Origin of the sequence: Mycobacterium sp. 852002-51152_SCH6134967 (assembly GCF_001667105.1) — a bacterium.
Classification (GTDB): Bacteria; Actinomycetota; Actinomycetes; order Mycobacteriales; family Mycobacteriaceae; genus Mycobacterium; species Mycobacterium neumannii_A.
The window spans coordinates 12,383-31,345 of record NZ_LZIK01000065.1 but is presented as its reverse complement, the minus strand read 5'-3'; the positions used below and the strand labels follow the sequence as shown (position 1 = coordinate 31,345).

Here is an 18,963-nt window from a genome sequence, read left to right as displayed (position 1 = left end):
ATGGCAAGCGAAACAGTTTACGACGTCATCGTTGTCGGGTTCGGGGCTGCCGGCGCCGCCGCGGCGATCGAGGCTGCCGATCGTGGAGCCCGCGTCCTGGTGCTGGATCGGGGGTATGGCGGCGGCGCGACTGCCTTGTCGGGCGGGATCGTCTACGCGGGCGCGGGTACGGCCGAACAGCGGGCCGGTGGATACGACGACAGCGTGGCGGACATGCGGGCGTATCTCGAACAGGAGGTCGGCGACGCGGTCAGCGGCGAAACCCTTCAGAGGTTCTGCGAACAGAGCCCGGATCTGATCGAGTGGCTCAAGAGACAAGGGGTCGGGTTCCGCGGCGGTCCCGTGTCCTCATACAAGACGTCGTATCCGACCGACGATTTCTACCTCTACTACTCCGGCAACGAGAAGGCCCATCCCTACGCGCGACACGCGCGCCCCGTGCCGCGCGGACACCGCGTCGTAGCTCCGGGTATGAGCTCGGGCAAGGTGCTGTTCGAAAACCTGCGCCGTTCGGCGAAAGCCAAGGGCGTCGAATTCATTCCGTTGTGCCGAGTGCACCAACTCATCGCGGATGACCTTGGGCGGATCCGCGGAGTCCGGTACCGCGCGATGCCGACGAACCATCCCGACGCGCGCAAGCACCGCGTTCTGACCAAGCTCACCGGAAAGGCCGGCACCTGGCTGCCCGGCCTGGTAAAGGGCGCGGTCGAGCGCGCCGAGACGCTGTGGTCCGACGCCGCCGTGGACGGCGAGACATCCGCACGGGCAGTGATACTGGCCGCCGGCGGTTTCGTCCACAACCGAGAGTGGATGGCCGAACATGCTCCGGAGTTCATGAAGATCTCGCCGCTCGGCACCCCCGGCGACGACGGCTCGGGTATCGCCCTGGGAGTCGAGGCCGGAGGCATGACCGACAAGATGGGCAACATCACGGCCTGGCGTTTTCTGTCGCCACCGAGCGCATTTCTCGAAGGTCTCACCGTGGGCCGCGACGGCCGACGCATCGCCAATGAGGACCTCTACGGCGCAACGCACGGCAATGTGATGATGCGCGAGTTCGGCGGCGCGGGCTGGGCCATCTACGACGCCCCGACCTGGAGAAAAGTAAGGGCCCAGATTCGCACGCAGACACAGCTCTTCCAGCGCCTGCAACTGATTTACCTGTTGACGGTCGGACACCGCAAGGCGTCGACGGTGGAGGACATCGCCCGTGAGAACGGGATCGATCCGATGGGTCTGCGCCGCACCGTCGAGGAGTACAACCGCGGCATCGCCGGCGGCGCGGGCGACCCCGCGCACAAGGAGCCGGATCTGTGTCCCCCGCTCACAACCCCGCCGTTCTACTCGATCAACATCTCCGCGGACTCGTCGATGTTCTATCCGATCCCCGGGCTGACACTCGGCGGCCTCATCGTCGATGAACACACCGGCGAAGTCGCCCATCGTGACGGTGGGACGGTGGCCGGCCTTTACGCCGCGGGCCGCAATGCGGTCGGTATCTGCTCCAACAGCTATGTCAGCGGGTTGTCCATCGCGGACTGCATCTTCAGCGGGCGACGCGCGGGGGCGCACGCTTCGGACACGCTACGGTCGGTCTCGAGTGATCGAGATCGCCTGTGACGCACTACCACCTGGACCCCGATGCCGCGGCGCGGGTTGCTCTGTTCGGGGGCGTGGCGCCGATGCGGGAGCGCGGGCTCGACGCCGTGCGTGAAGCGTTGGAATCCGCGCCGCTGCCTACGATGCCGGAGATGGCCGATGTTGAGGATCGGATCATCGAGGGCCCGGTCGGGGAGATCCCGTTGCGCATCTACCGGCCGTCGACCGACAGCGACGCCCCCGCCGTCGTCTACTTCCACGGTGGCGGAATGGTTTTGGGTTCCAACCGCTCGTTCGAACCGTTGGCGCGCAACCTCGCTCACCACTCCCACGCCACGGTGGTGTCCGTCGACTACCACCTGGCCCCCGAAGCGGCACCCCCGGCCCAGTTCGACGACGCCTACGCCGCGACCTGTTGGGTGGCCGCCCATGCCGACGACCTCCGGATCGACAGGACCCGGGTCGCGGTGGCGGGCGACAGCGCCGGGGGCACACTGGCCGCCGGCGTCGCGTTGGCCGCCCGCGACCGCGGTGGCCCGACTCTGTTCGCTCAAGTGTTGATGTATCCGGGCGTAGACAAGGATCTCGACGCCCCGTCGATCCGGGCGATGCCCGAGGCGCCGATGCTCGCGCTCGTCGACATCGAATACATGCACGAGCTGGCCGACGGCCCCGACCACCCGTACACGGTTCCCGCGCGCGCACAGGATCTGTCGGGCCTGCCGCAGGCCATCGTCGTGACCGCCGAGGCCGACCCGATCCGCGACTGGGGCGAGCGGTATGCGCATCGGCTGCGCGACGCCGGAGTCCAGACGACGCTGACGCGCTATCCCGGCATCTACCACGGGTTCCTGATGCGCTCGGAGGCGACGGCCCGTGGGCGCCTAGCGGTGGCCGAGACCGGCGCGCTGCTGCGCGCGAAGTTCGCCAATCCGCTGCCCTTCTGAACGAGCGGAAACAGATGTCCCGATGACCGGACAGGCACGCGGCCACTTGCGGGCCACAGCACCAGAATTGGCCAAGCGACCGGCATGAGATGCCGACCTCGAGAGTAGGAGAGAACATGCTCACCCAAGAGCAGCGGATGGAGTTGTCCGACATCCTGCGGCCCGCCTCACCGCCCCGCGAGATCGACAACCTCTACACCGACGACCAGCGGGAGCGCCTCCTCGACGTGGTGCGCACCCAGGGGCCGTGGAAGCTGATCATCGCCCAGCACTTCGCGTCGGCCGAGGAATTGATGGCCACCATGAGCGGGTTGTTCCCCGAAGGCTTCACCCCCTCGCTGGACCTGTTCCTCACCGCAACGTTCCGCGGTTATCTGGCCAACTACGGCACGGTGCTCTACCCCGAGTTGCACGACTGCTTCTACAGCCAGCGCTTCGTCGAGTACGCCAAGGGCTACTGGAACGCCGAATACGCCAAGCCCGAGATGATGTTATTCAACATCAACGGCCCCTGCGCCAACCGCGATCCCGGCCACCTGGACTCCCCCAGCTTCCGCGGCGTGCGCCACGAAAATGCTCCCACCTGGCTGACCAGCGTCATGGGCAAGTCCGGGCTCTTCCGCGACTACCTCATCAAGATGGCTCAGGTCATCACGTGGTTCTCGCTCGACGAGGGCAGCGGCTTCACCTACTGGCCCGACGGGCCCCTCAAGCCGCCGAAACGCCTGCTGCCGCCGGTCTACAACCGCGGTGTGCTCGTGCAGAACGAGATGATGGTGCACCGCGGCGAGGCCAACGGGCCACTCGAACTGCAGACCCCGCCCGGGCTGGCGTTCGACACCGTCTTCACCGGTGATCCGTCGGACCGCGATTACTGGCTGCTCCAGAACGGCGACGACGTCATCGCCCGCCACCACACCGACGAATTGCGGTTCCTGGTGCACTGGTCGGCGGAGGTGTTCACCGACTTCGACGAGCTCAAGAAGAACATGGACGGGAGCGACGATCTGACCATCGACAAGGCGATCGACATGCTCGTCGACGATGTGCACAAAAAGGGCATCAAGCTCGATGTGCCGAGCGAGCCCCTGCACGATCCGGAGTTCATCGCGGCGCTGAACGCGGTGTACGACCTCGGCGGGCCGGCGGAGTACCCGCAGGAAGCTCCCCTGTCGGCATTCCAGCTGACCTAGTTGCGATTTAGGTGCGCTACCAGTCGCTGGACGATCGGTAGCGCACCGAAATCACGCCGTTTCGTCGACGATCGGCAGCGCGCCGCGGCGCGCCGCCTCCTCGATCGAATCCCGCAGTTCGAAGCAGACCAGGAACGGCCTGCCGTCGTGCGCGTGGATGGCTTCGGCGTCGCGGCGCTGGTGACACGTCCCGGCGGACTCGGCGTCCCATTGCACGCTGGTCTGCTGCCAGGTGCTCTTGCGCACCAAAACGGTTGCCGCGCAGAGCCGGCACGTCACCGAGGTCATCGGCGCGTCGGCGAGTCGGTTGTCCTGGCGGACGGTCATCCCGCGCTCGTGACGGCGTCCCGCGCGGCGATATTGGCCTCGACGATCTTCATCCATTCCTCGCGCGGCCGGGTGGTGTCGATCTCGTACTCGAAGCGGTCCACCATGTCGGGCGTCACGTCGGCGACGTCGACGTAGAACTGCTCGTACCAGCGACGCAGTTGGTAGACGGGCCCGTCCTCCTCGCACAGCAGCGGATTGTCGATGCGGGCCTTGTTCTTCCAGATGGCGACGTCCTGCTCGAAACCCATCTTCACGAAGTCGCCGAGGCCGATCGCCGTCTGCATCGCGAGGTCCTCGGGCAGGTTCTCTGACTTCTTGACGATGATCCCGTACTGCAGCACAAAGGAGTTCTGGTCGATCGGATAGTGACAGTTGATCAGCACCGTCTTGTGATCGACGTCGGTGTAGTGGTACGTGAGGTCGTCGATCATGAACGACGGCCCGAAATACGATGCGACCGAGGTGGTTCCGAGCATCTGGGTCGGACCGGGCTCGCCGAGGTCGGGCCGTCCCGCGCTGTTCATGTACTGGGTCGCGACATGGCCCTCGAAGATGTTCTTGAAATGCGTCGGCAGCGAGCCGTGGATGTAGAAGAAGTGCGCCATGTCGACGACGTTGTCGATGATCTCGCGGCAGTTGGTGTTGACCACGGTGGTGTACCAGTGCCAGTCGGTCCACTCATCGCTCGTCGCACCCTCGATGCGCGGAATGGTGACCTCGGGTGGCGGAGGGTTGCCCTCCGCGTCGTTCCAGACGAACAACATGCCGTCCTGTTCGAGCGTGGTCCACGTGGCGGTGCGGGCCAGTCGGGGCACGCGCTTGCTGTACGGAACCTTCTTGCATCGCCCGTCGCCGCCCCAGCGCCAGTCGTGGAACGGGCATGCGATCTCGTCGCCCTTGACCTCGCCCTGGCTCAGGTCGCCGCCCATGTGCCGGCAGTACGCGTCCAGGACGTTGATGCGCCCGTCGCCGCCGCGGAACACCACGAGCTTCTTGCCGAACGCGTGCACCTGGTGCGGTTTGCCGTCACCGAAATCCCTGACCAGACCCAGGCAGTGCCATCCACGAGCGAACCGCGACGGCGCGGCCTCCGCCTCGATCTGGCGGACCTCGATATCGGTGTCCATCGTCATACCGCTGTTCTAGCAGCGATCGCCGACCGTGTTCACGGTTCTGTTCCGCTCATCAGGACATGGGTTCCGGCCCGGGCCGAACCGCTCTAATTTGATCGGTTGTGAGTAGCGCACACGGGGCGACGATCCCCGACGGCTTGCCGATGACCGACACGAACGTCGATCTGGTGGTGGTCGGGTCCGGCACCGGCATGGCCGCCGCCCTCGCCGCTCACGAGCGCGGCCTGTCCGTGCTGATCATCGAGAAGTCGGCCTACGTCGGAGGCTCGACCGCGCGTTCCGGCGGCGCGCTCTGGCTCCCGGCCAGCACGGTGATCAAAGGCGACGGCGGCGCCGACACCGCGGCGCGGGCCAAGACGTACCTCGACGCGGTGGTGGACGGGACCGCGCCCGCGCACCGGTCGGACGCGTTCCTGGCGAACGTCGGCGCGACGATCGAACTGCTGCGGCGGGCGACGCCGATGCGGCTTTTCTGGGCCAAGGAGTACTCGGACTACCACCCCGAGGCGCCCGGCGGCACCGCCGTGGGTCGCACCTGCGAATGCCGTCCCCTCGACTCGGCGATCCTCGGCCGGTACCGCACGCGACTGCGGCCCGGCGTGATGGAGGCCAAGGTCCCGATACCGACCACCGGCGCGGACTACCGGTGGATGAACCTGATGTCGCGGGTGCCGCGCAAAGGGCTGCCGGTCATCGCCAAACGCCTCGGCCAAGGCATCGGCGGATTGGCCCTCAAGCGGCGGTATGTCGCCGGGGGTCAGGCACTGGCTGCCGGCCTCTTCGCCGGTGTGCTGCGCGCGGGCGTCCCCGTGTGGACCGACACCACCCTGCGTCGGCTCGTCACCGACGGCGATCGTGTGAGCGGCGTGGTGCTGAGCCACGACGGCGCCGACATCACGGTGTCCGCGCGCCGCGGTGTGGTGCTCGCGGCGGGCGGTTTCGATCACGACATGGACATGCGCTGGAAGTTCCAGTCGGAATCACTCGGCGAGCATGCCAGCCTGGGAGCCGAGACGAACACCGGCGACGCGATCCGAGTCGCCCAAGATGTCGGCGCCGCAACCGATCTGATGGATCAAGCGTGGTGGTTCCCCGCCGTCGCGGCGCTGCCGGGTGCCGATCCGAAGGTCATGCTGGCGGAGCGGTCGCTACCCGGATCGCTCATCGTCGACCAGACCGGAAGCCGGTTCGTCAACGAGGCGACGGACTACATGACGTTCGGGCAGCGGCTGCTCGAACGTGAACGTGCGGGAAATCCGGTCGAATCCATGTGGATCGTGTTCGACCAGGGCTATCGCAACAGCTACGTCTTCGCCGCCGAACTGTTCCCGCGCATGGCGATACCCCAGAGGTGGTACGACGCCGGCATCGCGCACCGGGCCGACTCCATCACCGGACTCGCCCCCAAGATCGGCGTCGACGAATCGACGCTGACCGCGACCGTCGAGCGCTTCAACGAAAACGCCGCCGCCGGAGTCGATCCCGACTTCCTGCGCGGGGCCAGCGCCTACGACCGCTACTACGGCGATCCCACCGTCACGCCGAACCCGAACCTGCGCCCGTTGAACCGGGGGCCGTTCTACGCCGTGAAGATGGTGCTGAGCGACCTCGGCACGTGCGGCGGCCTGCGCGTCGACGACCACGCCCGCGTGCTGCGGGAGGACGGCCGCGCGATCGACGGGTTGTACGCGATCGGCAACACGGCGGCCAACGCGTTCGGCACCACCTATCCCGGAGCGGGCGCGACGATCGCGCAGGGTCTGGTGTACGGCTACATCGCCGCCGCGGACGCGGCGGGCGGGTGACCGATCAGTCCTCGGCTTCGGCCTTCTTCTCGATCTCGTACCAATATTCCGGTGCGGGCGACGGTATTTGGGTACCGCGTTCGATGCCGGCGTCGGCGAAGGCGGCCTCGGCCTCGTCGAGCTCCTTGAGCATCTTCATGGCGAGCTCGCGTTCGGAGGCGTAATGCCGCTCGGCCCACTGCAATGCGACCTTCGCGTACGCCCACGACGGGTCCACTCCGGCCCACTTGGCGTCCTTGGCGGCCTGGCGCTGCATGTCGTCGGCGTAGGCGATGTGCTGCTGCAGGATCTCCTTGAGGCGCTCCGGTTCGGTCAGATGCCCGAACGTCACGCGCAGCAACGGATTGTGCTTGAGCACCGGTGGATCGACGGGTGCCTCGTTGGCCCATCGTCGCACCGCTTCAAGACCCGCGGGGGTGATCTTGTAGAGCCGGCGGTTGCGGGTGCCGCCGGTGTGCTCGACGCGTGACGACAGCAACCCCAACTTTTCGAGCTTCTTCAGCTCCGAGTAGATCTGGCTGTAGGCGGGGCTCCCGTAGAAGAACCGCAGGCTCCATTCGATCCACTTACGAATGTCGTAGCCCGACAATTCGTGTTCGTAGGTCAGCATGCCCAACAACGCCCAACTGGTCGCAGCCAGATTCGGCTTCGCGTCGGACGTGCTTTTCGCCATTCGGTTAGCCTAACAACGGCAGCTCGAACCGCTCGTCCAACGCACCACTGGCCGGGATGGCGCCTTGCGGCGGCGTCGGGGTTTACGCACCCTGAACCCATGGCCGGCTCCGAACTCAACAATCTGCGCGCCGTGTACGAACCTTTGGCGCAATCGGTGCGCCGACTCGTCGACGTCACGATCCGCACCTCAGCGGATGCAGCGACCGTCGAAGCGGTGAAGAACCGGATCGATTGCGCCAGTGACGAACTCAGCACATCGCTGATTGGCGACTCATTCGGTCTGCAACACACCCGCGACGGGGAGGCGATGGTCTGGGGCAACGTCGTCATCGGGGTGCGTAACCCTGCCGCCCCGCCGCTGGTGGTCCACCACGACACGGACGGCCGAGTCTGGGCCGAATTCACGCTAGGCGCCGCATTCGAGGGTCCCCCGGGACATGTCCACGGTGGAGTCTGCGCGATGTTGCTCGACCACGTGCTCGGCGCCACCGCGCACAAACCGGGCAAGCCGGCGGTGACGGGCACGCTGACCACGCGCTACCGGCGCGGGACCCGGCTCGGTCACCCGCTGCGCGCGCAGGCCTGGGTCGAACGTATTGAGGGCGTGAAGACGTTCGCGGTCGGGCATATCGCCGACGCCGACGGCGTGACCGTCGAAGCCGACGGTGTATTCATCCATCCGCGAGTTCCGTGACACCTCACCTGTGTCAGCGCTCGAGCCGTCACCCTTTTCTGTCGGCCAGCCATTCGCGTTGTCGACGGATGAAGCGCGCGTCGACGGCGGCGCCGTGACCAGGTACGTAGACCGCCTCCTCGCCTCCGATCGCCAGTAACCGGTCGAGCGTCGCGGGCCAGGCGTCGGGGTCGGAATCCTCGTCGACACACGGGTCACCGGACTCCTCGACGAGGTCACCGCAGAACACCACCCGCCGGGCCAGACCCGTCACCGCCGCGATCAGGTCGTGGTCGGTGTGCCCGCGACCGGGGTGGCTGATCGACACCATCGGTCCGCCGAGGTCGACGACGGCCTCCCAGACCTGTTGGTCGGGCTCGCGCAGGGCGCCGATCACCGCGTCCACCTCGTCACCGTCGGCACCGTGCCGCAACGCGTCGGCACGTAGATGGTCCTTGCCGGTCGTCATGGTTTCGGCCACCGGCGGCGCGCAGTACACCTGCGCCCCGACGAACACCCCAGATCCGAGGACGTGGTCGAAGTGGTTGTGCGTCAGCAGTACATGCCGCACCTGATGATCGGCGAGCTCGGCGACGTCGGCGCTGACGGCACGCGCCTCGCTCAGCGTGCTGCCCGTGTCGATCAGCATGCCGCCGTCGCGCCCGACGACCAACCCGACGGTGACATCGAGGAACGGCAGCCGGGTGCGAAACACCCCGTCGGCCAGCCGGTCCCATCGAAAGTTCACTGTCCCAACGTAAGCGGCTGAGCGGCTCGATACTGCTCGAGCACCGACGGTGTGGGATCCGCGCGGTAGGTCGCGGTGTCGCCGAGCGTCCACGTCGGCGCTGCGTCCGCCTGCGACAAGGTCCAGGCGGCCTGCCGGGCCGCACCCAGCGCCACGTACTCGGCGGGTACGGGCACCTGCACGGCCGTCCCCAGAATCGCTGGCGCGATCTGTCGCACCGCCTCCGAACGCGCCCCTCCGCCCGTCAACATGATGCGCCGCACGTGAACACCGTGCGCCCTGATCTTGTCGATGCAGTACGCCATCGAGCACAACAACCCCTCGACGGCGGCCCGGGCGACGTTGGCGGGCAGGAGGTTTCGCGTAGTCACGCCGTGCAGGGCACCGGCGGCGGCGGGCAGGTTCGGCGAGCGCTCCCCCTCCAGGTACGGCACCAACGTGAGCCCCTCTGCGCCCGGCCGCGCCGACAGCGCCAGGCGGTCCAGTTCGTCGAACTCCACGGCCAACATCCTGGCAACGGCCGCTAGCACGGGAGCACCGTTGAGGGTGCACACCAACGGCAACTGGTTGCCTGTGGCGTCCGCGAAACCGGCGACGATGCCTTCCGGATCCCGAGGTGCGATCGTTCCGACGGCGCTGACCACCCCAGAGGTTCCCAACGACACCACGCAATCACCCTGCCCAGCGCTCAGCCCGAGCGCAGCTGCGGCGTTGTCGCCCGCGCCAGGGCCCAACAACGCGCCCGTCGTCAAGTGCCCGGCGGGTGCGGACGGTCCGAGCACCGGCGGGACTAGGGGCTTCCTTCCGCGCATGGCCAACTCGAGTAGGTCGATGTCGTAGTGGCCGGTCGCCGACGAGAAGTACCCCGTCCCGCTGGCGTCGCTGCGGTCGGTGCGGAGATCGCCGAGGTCGGAGGACCCGCTGAGCCGCCAGGTCAGCCAGTCGTGTGGAAGACACACCGCCGCGGTCGCATCGGCGTGCGCGGGTTCGTCATCGGCAAGCCAGCGCAACTTCGTAGCGGTGATCGACGCGACCGGCACCACGCCCACGCGCGTGGCCCACTCCTGCGCGCCGCCCAGCTCCTCGACCAGGTCGACGGCGGCCGCGCTCGACCGAACGTCGTTCCACAGCAGCGCATCTCGCACGACCCGCCCGCCGTCGTCCAGGCAGATCATTCCATGCTGCTGCGCCCCCACCGAGATCGCTGCCACATCGTCGAATCCGCCCGCCGCCGAGACGGCGGCCTGCAAAGCCGACCACCACGACCAGGGATCGACCTCGGTGCCGTCGGGGTGTGGGGCTGAACCCGACCGGACCACCGACCCGGTTTCGGCATCACAGACGATCACCTTGCAGGACTGAGTGGATGAATCTATTCCCGCGACGAGCGCCACCTTCGCCAACCTACTCCGGCAGCGGCGGCTACAAACCGCCGTTCGGTCCACCAGCCGCGGCGCCGGCTGCCAGAATCAGGTGTGAACTCGAAGCGCCCCGACCTGGCTGGGCCTGACGGCTACCACCGCGACGAGACGGAAGCTGAACGGCTGGACCGCAATTGGTCCAGCTTGCTGCAGGAGCTACGGGTGGCTCAGACGGGTGTCCAGCTGCTCACGGGCTTCCTGCTGATCCTGCCGTTTACCGACCACTTCTCCGAACTCGACGGTGTCATGCGCACCGTCTACCTGGTGACGGTGGCCTGCTCGATAGGGGCGACGGTCCTGCTGATCGCTCCGGTCAGCATGCACCGTCTGTTGTTCCGTCGGCACCGCATGCGCACGTTGGTGTCGACGGCGCACTCCTTCGCCATCACCGGCACGCTGCTCCTCGGCGTCGCGCTCGCCGGCGTGGCGACGATCATCTTCGACGCCGTCGCCGACCGGGTGGCCGCATGGATTGCCGGGGGCGGCGTGCTGGTCGCACTAATCGTGTTCTGGTATCTCGTGCCGCTGCAACACCGCACCCCCCGCGATGCCTCGTAACGACGTTTGCGTCCCCGCTCGCCTGGGAACACCTGGCCCATGTTGATTCGACGTATCGCGCGCCCGATGCTGTCAGCAGCCTTCATCGCCAGAGGCGTCGAGGCTTTACGCAGCCCGAAACCCGCGGCCGACGCGGCTCGCCCGACGCTGGAGGGTCTGAGCAAACTGCCGGACCCGGTCGGTACCAACGTTCCGACCAACGCCGAGACCGTCGCCCGTGCCACCGCCGCCGTCCAGATCGGCGGTGGCCTGCTCCTGGCCACCGGTAAACTCCCCCGGCTCGCCTCTGCCGCGCTCGCGCTGAGCGTGGTACCGGGCAGCCTTGGCGGACATACGTTCTGGAGTGAGACAGACCCCGAGCGCAAGGCCGAAGAACGGCGTGCCTTCATCACCGACGTGAGCCTGATCGGTGGGCTGATCATCGCCGCGGTCGACACCGAGGGCAAACCCTCGATCGGGTGGCGCGGTCGGCGCGCGGCGCAGAAGGTCTCCGAAGCGGTCAGCACCGCGCTGCCTGTCGGGGCGGCGGCCGGCGGCACTCTCGCCGACAGCGCGTTGGCCGACAAGGTCGGTCACGGCCTGCAGGTCGGCGCCGAACGCGGCCGCGAGTTCGCCCACGTGGCGCGCGAGCGCGGCGCCGAACTCGCCGAGGTCGCCCGCGAACGTGGACCCGAAATCGCTGAACGGGCCCGCAAACGGGGTGCCGAACTGGCCGACGTCGCCCGCGACCGCGCGCCCGAACTCGCCGAGACGGCGCGCAAACGCGGATCGGAACTCGCCGATGTCGCGCGGGAACGGGGCTCGGAGTGGGCCGACGTCGCCCGCGACCGCGCGCCCGAACTGGCCGAGACGGCGCGCGAACGCGCGACGGTGCTGGCCGATACGGCACGCAAGCAAGCCGACACGGCACGCAAACAGGCCGAGACGGCCCGCAAGCAGGCGCGCAAAGAGGCCAAACGCCAGCAACGCAAGCTTCGCTGAGCTTTCACCGAGCGATCGAAACCGACCCTGATTCGCCGGGGTCGCCGGTACATTGACTCGGATGACTAGCGGAAATCTCGGACCCCAGCCTGGACAGTACGGCGGCGGCTATCCCGCGGGCGGCGGTCAGCCGGGCGGCCTGCTTCTGCGTTGGCTCGCGCGGTTCATCGACGGCATCCTCGTCGGAATCGTGAGTTGGCTGTTGGCCCTCGTCACCGATTCCGCCTCCAACATCATGGTCACCGGTTTCTTCACCGGCGGCCTGATGTTCGTCTACTTCCTCGCCTTCGAAGCCGGTACGGGCTCGACACCGGGCAAGAAGTTGCTCGGCCTGACCGTTCGCGGCCCCGGCGGGGCAGCCAAGCCGACCGCCGCGCAGGCGGCCATTCGCAACTCGTGGACGCTGCTCCCGATCATCCCGTTCGTGGGCGGACTGCTCGGCGTCATCGCGATCATCGTCATCGCCGTTACCATCAGCGGCAGCCCGACCAAGCAGGGCAAGCACGACGAACTCGCGGGCGGAACCCAGGTCGTCAAGGGCTGACCGTCGGACCGGCCGAAGCCGTTCCCCCGACTGATGCGCAGGTCAGATCACCAGCCACACAACGAGGCTGAAGCCGAATGCGGTGAGGCCGAGCGTGGTCTCCATGACAGTCCACGTCTTCAGCGTGGTCTTCACGTCCATTCCGAAGAAGCGGCTGACCAACCAGAAGCCCGAGTCGTTGACGTGTGAGAGCACGGTGGCTCCCGCGGCGATCGCGATGACCAGCAGGGTGAGGTGAAGACTGCTCAGGCTCGCCTCCGCCGCTGCGGCGCTGATCAGACCGGCCGTCGTCGTCAGTGCGACCGTTGCCGATCCCTGGGCCACCCGCAGAAGCGTCGCGATGACGAAGGCCTGAACGATCAGCGATATCCCCAGACCCGACAGGGAGTCGCTCAACGCGCTGCCGATGCCGCTCAGGCGCAGGACCCCGCCGAACATGCCGCCGGCCCCAGTGATCAAGATGACCGAGCAGATGGGTCCGAGGGCCTTGTCGTAGAGGGCGCTGACGTCATCCATCGACCGACCCCGCCGCAGACCCAACACCACCGCCGCGACGATCACCGTGATCAGCAGCGCGACGCTGGTGTCGCCCAGCAGCATGAGGTAGCGCACCCACGTGTCGTCGTCCAGAATCCTGGCGGTCACCAAAGTGTCGAGAACGGTGTTGAACGAGATCAACACGAACGGCAGAAGCAGAACGCCGAGCACCGCGGCGAAGGACGGAGCGGTCCGGGCCGCGGTTGCCACTCCTCCGGCGCCGGCCCCGTCGGGGGCGTCGTCGGCACCGTTGGGGTCGGGATTCGTTGTCCCGCCGTTCATCTCGCCGAACAACGTCGTCGGGATGTCGACGTGTACCCGGCGCCCGATCACCCGCGACACCAGCAGCACGCCGATGTACCAGGACAGAATGGCGACCGGAGCGCCGACCAGAAGCGTCACGCCGATACTGGCGCCGAGCGCCTCGGCCGCTGCCACCGGCCCCGGATGGGGCGGCACCAGGGCGTGCATGGCGGCGAACGCACCCGCGGCGGGCAGACCGTAGAGCAGCAGCGAGCCACCGAAGCGCCGGGCGACGGTCATGATGATGGGCAGGAACACGACGAGACCGGCGTCGAAGAAGATCGGGAATCCGAACAGCAGCGCGGCGACGCCGAGCGCGAAGGGCGCCCGTTTCTCGCCGAACCGGGCGATGAGCGTATCGGCGAGAACCTGGGCGCCGCCGGTGACTTCGAGCAACCGACCGAGCATCACGCCGAAGCCGACGAGCAGAGCCACCGAGCCCAGGGTGTCGGAGAATCCGTAGCTGATGGCGTCGGGAACGTCGCCGACCGGGATGCCCGCGGCCAACGCCGTGAGCACGCTGACGAGCACCAGCGCCACGAAGGCGTGCAGCTTGACCTTCATGATCAGGAACAGCAGTAGCGCCACCGCGCCCGCAGCGATCAGCAGGAGCGTCGCGGCTCCGTAGGCGGGATCGATTGCTTCCATCAGGCCTCCGAACTGTCGATGCCGTGCGATTTCAGGCCGATCGGTGGATGCTCAAAGTGCCCTTCTGGCATCGTCTTTGGCTCATCCGGTGTGTCGGTCACGCGCTTACCGGTCGGTCGAAGCCGTTGTCGAAACGTAGCTGTCGATGATGGCATCGATGCTCTGGTCGACGTCGATGTCGACGCCGTGCTCATCGGAGCCCAGCGGTTCGAGTGTCTCGAATTGCGAAACCAGCAGCGATGCCGGCATGAAGTGACCGGGACGGCTGGCCTGCCGCCTGCCGATGACCTCGGGGGTGCCGACCAGATGCAGCAGTGTCATCTCAGGGCAGTGACGCCGCAGTTGATCGCGGTACTTGCGTTTGAGCGCAGAACAGCTCATCACCCCGCCCGTTTCACACCGTTCGGCCAACCACTCCCCGATCGCTTCCAGCCAGGGATAGCGGTCGTCGTCGTTGAGCGCCTCGCCGGACGTCATCTTCGCGATGTTGGCAGGCGGATGAAAGTCGTCCGCGTCGGCGAACGGTACGCGCAGACGCTGCGCAAGCGCGGCACCCACCGTCGACTTGCCCGAGCCCGAAACGCCCATGACAACGATCGGAGATGCCATTCCCTCCACCTACCCAGTTGTGTTTGGCATCACACAGCATGCCGTAATAGGCATACGATTGCAATAGCGTCACGTATTGATATGTCTTTAAGTGGGTTTGGTGATCCTATGAAAAGATGTATGCGTGGCGTCTCAACCAATCGTCGGCGCGCTGCATGGCAATCTTCTCAAGGCGCTGGGCACCGCGATCGTCTCCGGTGAGTATCCCGCCGGACAGGTGTTGACCCTCGACGGGGTCAGCGCGCGACACGGAGTGTCGCGCAGCGTGGCGCGCGAGGCGATCCGGGTGCTCGAATCGATGGGCATGGTGGAGTCGCGACGACGGGTGGGCATCACGGTTCAGTCCGCAGAGAAGTGGAACGTCTTCGACCCCAGACTGATTCGCTGGCGCCTGGATGCCGGCGACCGCGCCGCCCAACTCCTCTCGCTTTCCGAGCTACGCCGCGGGTTCGAGCCGGCGGCGGCGGCGCTGGCTGCGCGGCGGGCCGGTCCCGATCAGTGCCGCATCATGGCGGCCGCCGTTTCGGACATGGTCGTACACGGCCGCGCGGGTGACCTCGACGCTTATCTGGAGGCCGACAAGCTGTTTCACCGGACCATGTTGGAAGCCAGCGGCAACGAGATGTTCCGCGCGCTCGACGGCGTGGTCGCCGAGGTGCTCGCGGGGCGGACGCACCACGGGATGATGCCCTCGACACCGAACCCGGCCGCGATCAACCTGCACGACGAGGTGGCGCGCGCGATCAGGATGCGCGACGAAGCGGCGGCCGAACAGGCCATGCGCGCGATCATCAACGAAGCCAGTTCGGCGGTGTCCGGGGACGACTCGGGGCGTTGACCCGTCTTGATCGGGCCGCGGCGAATGCGGATCGAGCGCAGTGGTTAACTGCCGACGTGGACAGGCAACCATCGTTGGCGCGCCGTTTCTTCGATCGTCTCGAACCCGTGCACGCCGTCACCTACTTCGCCCCGGAAGCTCGCGCCGCCCTCGACGGCCTTGGCTACAAGGGATTTTGGATGGGCTACTTCGCGGCCAGATCGGCACCGCTGGGCGAGGTGGCGCCCGACGTGGTGACGGCGGCGTTCTACAACTTCGCCCCGCAGCGGGTGGCCAAGGCCCTTCCGGCGGCGTGGGAGGTCGCTCCCCCGGCCGACGCGCTGCGGGTGCGACTGGAGTCCGCGGTGGCCGCGCTCGAGCGCTACGGCGTCGGACAGGGCGACGACGTGGCGACCGCGGCCGACTTGTTGGCGAAGGCCGCCCGCAACGCCGCACTCGACGGCCGATGCCTGTTCGCCGCGAACGCGGCGCTGCCATGGCCGGACGAACCGCTGGACAGGCTCTGGCACGCCACGACACTGCTGCGGGAACAGCGCGGCGACGGTCACATCGCGCTGCTCATCAGTCACGGGATCTCCGGTCGCGAGAGCAACATCCTGCACGCCGCTGCGGGCCGCGTGCCCAAGGAGATGATCATGCGCAGCCGCGACTACGACGACGAACAGTGGGCCCGGTACCGGGACCGGCTCGCCGAGCGCGGGCTGATCGACGGTGACGAGCTCACCGACGCCGGCCGCGATCTCAAGCAGCAGATCGAGGACGGCACCGACCGGTTGGCGTTGCCGGTGCTCGACGCGTTGAGCAACGACGAGATCGAGACGCTGTTTCGCACGCTGACCCCGATCACCCGCAAGGTCGTCGCAGGCGGTGACCTCCCCGCCGCGACGCCGATGGGGCTTAACCGCGCCGACCTCGACGACGACAGCGCCCACCTCACCTAGCCCTTTGTGCCGCGAGCGTGCGAGTCTGCACACGACACGCCGCGGTGCGCCAGCATTTTGCGCACGCTCACGGCACGCTGAGTGTCGTGATGGTGCTCAAATCGGTGATGCTGTTCGTCCTCGCCGCGCTGCTCGAAATCGGCGGCGCGTGGCTGGTGTGGCAGGGCGTGCGTGAGCATCACGGTTGGTGGTGGATCGGGGCGGGCGTGATGGCGCTCGGCGCTTACGGGTTCGTCGCCGCGTTTCAGCCCGACGCCCATTTCGGTCGCGTTCTGGCGGCGTACGGCGGGGTCTTCATCGCCGGTTCACTCGCGTGGGGCATGGTCGCCGACGGCTTCCGGCCCGACCGGTGGGATGTCACGGGTGCGCTGATCTGTCTGGCCGGGGTCGGTTTGATCATGTACGCCCCGCGGTAGCGCACGCTCGCTGCGGTGCGAGCGTGCACGACACGCTGATTTTTCGCGGCGTGTCGTGTGCAGACCCGCACGCTCGCACAACAGAGGCGAGTTGCTACGGCTGGTTGCGGTTCCACTCCAGCCAGCCCACGCCCTTGCGGCCGTCGGCGGTCGTGACCGTTGCCCATGCGCGCGGGAAGTGGCTGATCCGCCCGTCGGGTGAAGTCAGCAGCACGGGAGCATGGGCGCGCACCTCGGCCGTGACGGTGACGTCGCCGGGCGCGAGCGTCAGCGTCGTCTCCACCGGTAACGCGTTGTCGGCGAACGTCTCTCGCGCGGTGACGGTCTGCAGTTCGATCAGCGGTTCGCCGGGCGGTTGCACATAACCGATACCGAGCGGCGGGGCGCCGGGGATACGGATGTCGACCCCGTGCAGGTGGGTGCCGTCGTCGAGGTGCAGTGCGCTCCACACCCAGTCCATCGCCCACCAGTCGCGCACACCCCAGGAGTGGTCGCGCTGGCCCGGCACATCGGTGAACGTGAACTCGCGACCGTCGACGGACACCGTGCCCGACACCGAACACGGAATCTCGTATCGCGGGGTCACGCGGTACAGATACGGAGTGCCGGTGGTGGTCCACTCGAGTTCCATCGACACGTCGACGGGACGGCCGGATTCGTTGCGTAACAGCCCGGCCGGATCGTCGTACGCCTGGCCGCGGCCACGCATCGTGACGCGGAACGTCTTGAGCGGTTCGGTGGGGGTCAGCGTCAGTTCGATCGCATCGGTGCCCTCGAAGTCGAGCAGCGCGTAGGTCGGGATGTCCGGACCACATACCAGGCCGTTGATCCAGGACGTCTCGATGTTCGGGTACAACCCCAGACGCACCCACCCGCCGATCTCCTGCTGCGGGTCGACGAAGTCGAAGTACCAGCTCTCATTCCACAGCGGCTCGTCACCGGGCGGGTGTTCGCCATCGTCCTCGGCGGTGGGCGTAAGCGGTTCTGGCACAGTCGGTTCTGGCAGCGCGCTCAGCGCGTCGACGTCGAGCACATGCTCGCAATGGCGAGCCAGCATCGTCATGAACATCTCGTCGCCGCGCTCGGTCCGCTCGACGAGCATCGACGAAATGATCGCCATCATCACGCCGAAGAAAGTCTGCCTACGCACCCCGTCGCGCACGTCGTGGAATGTGATCGGAGGGTTCGGACCAAGCGCGGAATGGTATGCGGAAAGCAGCGCGTCGTAGTGCTCGCGGCGCACCTCGACAGGAAGCGCACAGCCCATGAAGTACGCGACGTCGGTCATCGCAGGCCCCCACGTGACCGTCTGCCAATCCACCACCGTCAAAGGACGATCCGCGCCCGGTTGCCCGAACAGCATGTTGTCGAGGCGGTAATCGCCGTGCACGAGCCCCATGACCCGATCGGGCGCGGATTCCGCTGCCAGATACTCGTCGAAGCTTGCGATCAGTCGCTCGCACACGTCACGGTGCGCGGGCGCGATCTGGTCGGCGTACCGCTCGGCGAAGCCCGCGTACAAGCCGGCGATCAGCGCCTGGTTGACCGGCGCCTCTCGGTTGAGCCACTCGGCGCTCGCGACAGCGGGATCGCAGAGCAGCGGCCCATGCAACCGGCCGAGCTCGGACAGCGCCAGCATGGCCTGTTCAGCTGAAGCGCCGCGGATCTCGTCGCCGACGGTCGCGGGTCCCGCGTCGCCGAGCAGCAGATGGAAGGCGCCGGTTTCGGCGTTGAACGCAGAGGAGAAGCACGGCGCCACCGGCCCCCCGATCCGCGGCGCGATGTCGGTGTAGAACCGCACCTCGCGTTCGTACAGGCCCAGCGCCAAACCGGTCTGCCTGCTGACCGGGTCGGTGGCGGCCACCTTGAGCACCACGGTCGCGGGGCCGGTGTCCTCACCCGCATACGTCAGCGCGACGCGGTAGCACTCGCTCATCTGGCCGGTTCCGATGCGCTCGTAGGAGAAGTCCGCGACAGGTGAACCGATCGCCGACGTGAGCCACTGGGCGTTCAGTTCCGCGGGGCGCTCGACGACATTGATGGTGGGCACTTTTCTCCTCTGTG

The 18,963-nt window shown here is 67.3% G+C and carries 19 protein-coding genes; 11 read left to right on the top strand and 8 right to left on the bottom strand.

Annotated elements, in window-relative coordinates; translation table 11 throughout:
* The 3 genes from A5790_RS20795 (at window position 1) to A5790_RS20785 (ending at window position 3,739) form a co-directional block, all read left to right on the top strand.
* Window positions 1-1,620: an FAD-binding protein gene (locus A5790_RS20795; protein ID WP_066848762.1), complete on the top strand. Its 1,620-nt coding sequence runs from the start codon at window positions 1-3 to the stop codon at window positions 1,618-1,620.
* The gene (locus tag A5790_RS20790) at window positions 1,617-2,546 is read left to right on the top strand and encodes an alpha/beta hydrolase (RefSeq protein ID WP_066848666.1); all 930 of its coding nucleotides are present in this window, start codon (window positions 1,617-1,619) and stop codon (window positions 2,544-2,546) included. Before A5790_RS20795 ends, A5790_RS20790 begins: the two co-directional genes overlap by 4 nt.
* A gap of 116 nt (window positions 2,547-2,662) precedes the next feature.
* Window positions 2,663-3,739 carry a hypothetical protein gene (locus A5790_RS20785; protein WP_066848657.1) on the top strand — a complete coding sequence of 359 codons (1,077 nt, stop codon included), beginning with the start codon at window positions 2,663-2,665 and terminating at the stop codon, window positions 3,737-3,739.
* Window positions 3,740-3,790: 51 nt separating this feature from the next.
* Here A5790_RS20785 and A5790_RS20780 read toward each other — a convergent pair whose 3' ends face one another.
* Window positions 3,791-4,066, bottom strand: a complete 276-nt coding sequence (locus A5790_RS20780; protein ID WP_066848653.1) for a ferredoxin — start codon at window positions 4,064-4,066, stop codon at window positions 3,791-3,793.
* Window positions 4,063-5,202 carry a Rieske 2Fe-2S domain-containing protein gene (locus A5790_RS20775; RefSeq protein WP_064418231.1) on the bottom strand — a complete coding sequence of 380 codons (1,140 nt, stop codon included), beginning with the start codon at window positions 5,200-5,202 and terminating at the stop codon, window positions 4,063-4,065. Before A5790_RS20775 ends, A5790_RS20780 begins: the two co-directional genes overlap by 4 nt.
* 101 nt (window positions 5,203-5,303) lie before the next feature.
* On the opposite strand from A5790_RS20775, the gene A5790_RS20770 reads away from it, so the two are divergent.
* Entirely contained in the window at window positions 5,304-7,007 is a 1,704-nt protein-coding gene (locus A5790_RS20770) for a 3-ketosteroid-delta-1-dehydrogenase (protein ID WP_066848643.1), read from the top strand.
* Between the two features lie 4 nt (window positions 7,008-7,011).
* Here A5790_RS20770 and A5790_RS20765 read toward each other — a convergent pair whose 3' ends face one another.
* Window positions 7,012-7,680 (bottom strand): PadR family transcriptional regulator, encoded by a 669-nt coding sequence (locus A5790_RS20765; protein ID WP_066848641.1) that lies wholly within the window; start codon window positions 7,678-7,680, stop codon window positions 7,012-7,014.
* Between the two features lie 99 nt (window positions 7,681-7,779).
* On the opposite strand from A5790_RS20765, the gene A5790_RS20760 reads away from it, so the two are divergent.
* Window positions 7,780-8,376 carry a PaaI family thioesterase gene (locus tag A5790_RS20760; RefSeq protein WP_066848640.1) on the top strand — a complete coding sequence of 199 codons (597 nt, stop codon included), beginning with the start codon at window positions 7,780-7,782 and terminating at the stop codon, window positions 8,374-8,376.
* A gap of 28 nt (window positions 8,377-8,404) precedes the next feature.
* Here A5790_RS20760 and A5790_RS20755 read toward each other — a convergent pair whose 3' ends face one another.
* Window positions 8,405-9,103 (bottom strand): MBL fold metallo-hydrolase, encoded by a 699-nt coding sequence (locus A5790_RS20755; RefSeq protein WP_066848637.1) that lies wholly within the window; start codon window positions 9,101-9,103, stop codon window positions 8,405-8,407.
* On the bottom strand, window positions 9,100-10,497 hold the full coding sequence (locus A5790_RS20750) for a xylulokinase (protein WP_066848759.1): 1,398 nt from the start codon (window positions 10,495-10,497) through the stop codon (window positions 9,100-9,102). The genes A5790_RS20755 and A5790_RS20750 overlap by 4 nt, the downstream gene beginning before the upstream one ends.
* Before the next feature lie 81 nt (window positions 10,498-10,578).
* Between A5790_RS20750 and A5790_RS20745 the strand changes: the two genes are divergently transcribed.
* The 3 genes from A5790_RS20745 (at window position 10,579) to A5790_RS20735 (ending at window position 12,607) form a co-directional block, all read left to right on the top strand.
* On the top strand, window positions 10,579-11,082 hold the full coding sequence (locus tag A5790_RS20745; protein WP_197696854.1) for a DUF6328 family protein: 504 nt from the start codon (window positions 10,579-10,581) through the stop codon (window positions 11,080-11,082).
* 39 nt (window positions 11,083-11,121) lie between these two features.
* Window positions 11,122-12,063: a DoxX family protein gene (locus A5790_RS20740; protein ID WP_066848634.1), complete on the top strand. Its 942-nt coding sequence runs from the start codon at window positions 11,122-11,124 to the stop codon at window positions 12,061-12,063.
* Window positions 12,064-12,124: 61 nt separating this feature from the next.
* Window positions 12,125-12,607: an RDD family protein gene (locus A5790_RS20735; RefSeq protein WP_066848631.1), complete on the top strand. Its 483-nt coding sequence runs from the start codon at window positions 12,125-12,127 to the stop codon at window positions 12,605-12,607.
* Between the two features lie 42 nt (window positions 12,608-12,649).
* Here the strand turns inward: A5790_RS20735 and A5790_RS20730 are convergent, their stop codons facing one another.
* Both A5790_RS20730 and A5790_RS20725 read right to left on the bottom strand, forming a co-directional pair.
* Window positions 12,650-14,095, bottom strand: coding sequence for a GntP family permease (locus A5790_RS20730; protein WP_066848628.1), 1,446 nt, complete (start codon window positions 14,093-14,095; stop codon window positions 12,650-12,652).
* A gap of 105 nt (window positions 14,096-14,200) precedes the next feature.
* Entirely contained in the window at window positions 14,201-14,704 is a 504-nt protein-coding gene (locus tag A5790_RS20725; RefSeq protein ID WP_066848625.1) for a gluconokinase, read from the bottom strand.
* Between the two features lie 124 nt (window positions 14,705-14,828).
* Between A5790_RS20725 and A5790_RS20720 the strand changes: the two genes are divergently transcribed.
* From A5790_RS20720 to A5790_RS20710, 3 genes are all read left to right on the top strand, one after another.
* The gene (locus A5790_RS20720) at window positions 14,829-15,542 is read left to right on the top strand and encodes a FadR/GntR family transcriptional regulator (RefSeq protein ID WP_066848622.1); all 714 of its coding nucleotides are present in this window, start codon (window positions 14,829-14,831) and stop codon (window positions 15,540-15,542) included.
* Between the two features lie 56 nt (window positions 15,543-15,598).
* Window positions 15,599-16,483, top strand: a complete 885-nt coding sequence (locus tag A5790_RS20715) for a hypothetical protein (RefSeq protein ID WP_066848619.1) — start codon at window positions 15,599-15,601, stop codon at window positions 16,481-16,483.
* An 89-nt stretch (window positions 16,484-16,572) separates the two neighbouring features.
* A complete protein-coding gene (locus A5790_RS20710; protein ID WP_066848753.1) occupies window positions 16,573-16,899 on the top strand; it encodes a YnfA family protein in 327 nt (108 codons plus the stop codon).
* A 94-nt stretch (window positions 16,900-16,993) separates the two neighbouring features.
* Here the strand turns inward: A5790_RS20710 and A5790_RS20705 are convergent, their stop codons facing one another.
* Window positions 16,994-18,949 carry a phosphotransferase gene (locus A5790_RS20705; RefSeq protein ID WP_066848617.1) on the bottom strand — a complete coding sequence of 652 codons (1,956 nt, stop codon included), beginning with the start codon at window positions 18,947-18,949 and terminating at the stop codon, window positions 16,994-16,996.
* Window positions 18,950-18,963 lie beyond the last annotated feature (14 nt).

Coding starts and splice junctions, on each gene's coding strand:
- A5790_RS20795 (WP_066848762.1), top strand. CDS start 1: ATGGCAAGCGAAACAGTTTACGACGTCATCGTTGTCGGGTTCGGGGCT.
- A5790_RS20785 (WP_066848657.1), top strand. CDS start 2,663: ATGCTCACCCAAGAGCAGCGGATGGAGTTGTCCGACATCCTGCGGCCC.
- A5790_RS20780 (WP_066848653.1), bottom strand. CDS start 4,066: ATGACCGTCCGCCAGGACAACCGACTCGCCGACGCGCCGATGACCTCG.
- A5790_RS20775 (WP_064418231.1), bottom strand. CDS start 5,202: ATGACGATGGACACCGATATCGAGGTCCGCCAGATCGAGGCGGAGGCC.
- A5790_RS20765 (WP_066848641.1), bottom strand. CDS start 7,680: ATGGCGAAAAGCACGTCCGACGCGAAGCCGAATCTGGCTGCGACCAGT.
- A5790_RS20760 (WP_066848640.1), top strand. CDS start 7,780: ATGGCCGGCTCCGAACTCAACAATCTGCGCGCCGTGTACGAACCTTTG.
- A5790_RS20740 (WP_066848634.1), top strand. CDS start 11,122: ATGTTGATTCGACGTATCGCGCGCCCGATGCTGTCAGCAGCCTTCATC.
- A5790_RS20735 (WP_066848631.1), top strand. CDS start 12,125: ATGACTAGCGGAAATCTCGGACCCCAGCCTGGACAGTACGGCGGCGGC.
- A5790_RS20730 (WP_066848628.1), bottom strand. CDS start 14,095: ATGGAAGCAATCGATCCCGCCTACGGAGCCGCGACGCTCCTGCTGATC.
- A5790_RS20725 (WP_066848625.1), bottom strand. CDS start 14,704: ATGGCATCTCCGATCGTTGTCATGGGCGTTTCGGGCTCGGGCAAGTCG.
- A5790_RS20710 (WP_066848753.1), top strand. CDS start 16,573: ATGGTGCTCAAATCGGTGATGCTGTTCGTCCTCGCCGCGCTGCTCGAA.